This window comes from Gordonia sp. (in: high G+C Gram-positive bacteria) (assembly GCF_020438995.1).
Lineage (GTDB): Bacteria > Actinomycetota > Actinomycetes > Mycobacteriales > Mycobacteriaceae > Gordonia.
Window position 1 is genome coordinate 1 of the sequence record NZ_JAGQTN010000092.1, and the last position, 3,196, is coordinate 3,196.

Here is a 3,196-nt window from a genome sequence, read left to right on the forward strand (position 1 = left end):
TGAGCGTCGAGTACGCCAAGGTGCGCAAGCAGTTCGGCCGCGCCATCGGCTCGTTCCAGGCCCTCAAGCACCGGATGGCCGACATGTACGTCCTGGTGGAATCCGCACGATCGGTCGCCCGAGCCGCGATAGAGGCCCTCGTCGACGATGCGCCGGACGCCGAGACACTCGCCGCGTCCGCGCACGTCTACTGCTCGGAGGCGTTCAGTTCGGTCACCGGCGACGCCATCCAGATCCACGGCGGCATCGGTATCACCTGGGAGCACGACATCCACCTGTATTTCAAACGCGCACAAGGTAGTTCGCAGCTCTTCGGGCAGCCACACGAGGCACTGCGCCGACTACTGCCCTGACTGACGCGTCAGCTCGCCAATTCGCCCCAGCAGTACACCTTGCCACCGGACACCGCGCAGGTGGTGTCCTCACCCGCACCGATCGCGCGTAGCCCCGACAGGTCGGTGACGCGGACCGCGGTGGTGCGGTCTTCGGTGGTGCCGTCGCCGAGCTGGCCGAATCCGTTGTAGCCCCAGCAGTAGCCGGTCCCATCGGAGACGGCGCAGGCCTGTCCGACACCTGCCGACACCGACGTCGCCGAGCCGATGTCGCCGACCTGAGTCGGTGTACCGCGGTTCTCGGTGGTGCCGTCGCCGAGCTGACCCGATTCGTTCAGACCCCAGCAATAGGCTGTGCCGCCGTCGATGGCGCAGACGGCGTTGTAGCCGACGTCGATCGCGCTGACATCGGTCAGTCCGGCGACCTGGACGATCGTGGCACGCTCGTCGGTTGAGCCGTCTCCGAGCTGACCTGCCTCATTCAGCCCCCAGCACTGTGCGGTCTTATCCGCTACGGCGCAGGTGGTCCCGTGCGACGTCGAGATCGCGGTGACACGTGACAGTCCGGGCACCCTGGTCGGTGCACTGCGGTTGTCCGTCGTACCGTCGCCGACCTGTCCGGAGTCATTGCGCCCCCAACAATGGGCGGCACCGCCGGCGACCGCGCAGGTGGTCTCCGAGTGTGTGGCAATCGCCGTCACGCCGGACAATCCGGGCACCCGGACGGGGGTTAAGCTGTCGTCGGCCGACCCGTTGCCCAGTTGCCCGGACGAGTTGCTGCCCCAGCAGTAGACGGCGCCGTCGCTGATCGCGCAGGTGGTGCCCGCATCGGTCGACACCGCGGTGACACCCGTCAGATCCCCTGCCTGAACGGGTGTTTCGCGATCCTCCGTGGTGCCGTCGCCGAGTTGCCCGGCGGCGTTCTCGCCCCAGCAGAACACTTTTGCGTCTGCGACGGCGCACGCACCTCGGGTGCCCGCCACCACCGACGTCGCGTCGCTGACACCGGGCACGCTCGTCCGCGACGTCGGGCCGGCGGAGGGTTGCGGACCACCCGCGGTCGCAGGCTCCGTGGGCTCGTCATCGCCGCCCATCATCAGTACGAAGACCGCGACGATCGCCACCACGAGTGCCACCCCAGCACCGATGAGGACGGCCCGGCGACGTCCTCCACCTGGTGCCACCTGCCCCTCGGTCCGGGCGTGCGCGCCTTTGTCCACAATCGTGCGCGGGACGGGAGGATGGTCGACGGGTCCCTGGTCTGTCGGTCCGAGGTGCCGGGTGCGCTGAACCGCCGGAGGTCTCGGCTCGGCCTGCGCAGACCGCTCACCGGAGTTCCGGAGTCGCCCGGATGGCTGCTGTTCACCTGAAACGCGACGTACGGTCGGTGTCTCCGCCGAGTTGTGCCGGAGTGTGGGTTCCTCGCCGGACTGACGCCCAAGAGTAGGAGGTCGGGCTTCGGCCCGTGCGGGGGGCAGCACAACGGTCTCACCGGTCACGGGCAGGCGCACTGTCTCCATCGAATCGCCACGTCCCTCGGCAGGTGCGCTGGTGTGCAGGGCTGCGCTGAGCGCTGCGGCGAAGCCTGCACAACTCGGATACCGTGCGGCGGGATCCTTGGCCATTGCCCTGGCAAATACCTCATCGACCGCTGAAGAAAGGTCCGGCCGACGACTACGCGGGCTCGGTGGCGGGCTGTGCAGATGCTGGTTCAGTACCGCCGCGACGCCTGGTCCGGCATAGGGCGGCTCGCCGGCGAGGAGTTCGAATGCGGTGCAAGCCAATTGGTACTGGTCAAGAGCACCGGTGACGTTGGTGTCGGCGCGGATCTGTTCGGGAGAGACATACGGCAGGCTTCCCACGAACGCTCCGGTTCCGGTCACCCCGGTCGCGCTGTCCTGCGCCTTGGCGATCCCGAAATCGGCAAGGTAGATGTGCGGGGTAGCCGAGTCGGTGAGCAGGATGTTGCCCGGTTTGACGTCCCGGTGAAGCAGACCTCGCTCATGTGCGTAGTCGAGGGCGGAGCCGACGGCAGTCACGATGTCGCCGACCAGCTGTGCGGGCAGCACATTGCCGTCGTACCTGGCCGCCCGGACCGCCGCGTCGGTGCCTTCGACGTATGCCATCGAGATCCACAGACGGCCGTCCTCTTCGCCACGGTCGTGGAGCGGGACGATGTGCGGGTGGAAGAGATTGGCGGCAATCGCCGCTTCCCGGTCGAACCGCACTCGAAACGACGGATCGTCCTGCACCGCGGTGGTGAGCACCTTGAGCGCATCCTGACGCGGCAGTCTCGGATGGTCGGCAAGATACACCTCACCCATCCCGCCCACACCGAGTCGCCGCACGATCCGATAGCCGGCGAACCCGTCGCCGACGTTCAGGGGGCCTGTCACCGCTGCCGGCCAGGCTTGACGTTCATGGCAAGCATGGTCTCACGTCTGCGCAGTTTCCGGCAGGGGAAATGCGTCGGGCCCCGTCACCGGTGGTGACGGGGCCCGAACGGGGTTTGATTGCGGCGGTGTCCTACTCTCCCACACTGACTAGGGTGCAGTACCATCGGCGCTGGTGGGCTTAGCTTCCGGGTTCGGAATGGGACCGGGCGTTTCCCCACCGCTATAGCCGCCGCAAAAACTGTGAAATTATGCACTCAGTCTCCGGTGCGGAGACATGGGTGTGTTGTTTCAGAGGTACATAGTGGATGCGTATGAATTCGTCACTTGGCCCACACACTGGTGTGTGGGTGTTGTTGTAAGTCCTCGGCCGATTAGTACCAGTCACCTGAACACATTGCTGTGCGTACAGTTCTGGCCTATCAACCCCATGGTCTGTGGGGGGCCTTAACCCCTCGGAGGGGGTGAGAA

Annotated in this window: 2 protein-coding genes and 2 rRNA genes; 1 reads left to right on the forward strand and 3 read right to left on the reverse strand. The window is 66.4% G+C overall.

Going from position 1 to position 3,196, the window contains the following annotated elements; all coding sequences use genetic code 11:
* On the forward strand, positions 1-353 hold a 353-nt coding region (locus KDB67_RS07835; protein WP_291014484.1), incomplete at its 5' end, for an acyl-CoA dehydrogenase family protein.
* A gap of 8 nt (positions 354-361) precedes the next feature.
* Here the strand turns inward: KDB67_RS07835 and KDB67_RS07840 are convergent.
* From KDB67_RS07840 to KDB67_RS07850, 3 genes are all read right to left on the reverse strand, one after another.
* The gene (locus KDB67_RS07840; RefSeq protein ID WP_291014486.1) at positions 362-2,728 is read right to left on the reverse strand and encodes a protein kinase; all 2,367 of its coding nucleotides are present in this window, start codon (positions 2,726-2,728) and stop codon (positions 362-364) included.
* Positions 2,729-2,845: 117 nt separating this feature from the next.
* Positions 2,846-2,962 (reverse strand): 5S ribosomal RNA (gene rrf, locus KDB67_RS07845).
* A gap of 116 nt (positions 2,963-3,078) precedes the next feature.
* A 23S ribosomal RNA gene (locus KDB67_RS07850) occupies positions 3,079-3,196 on the reverse strand; the annotation flags it as partial.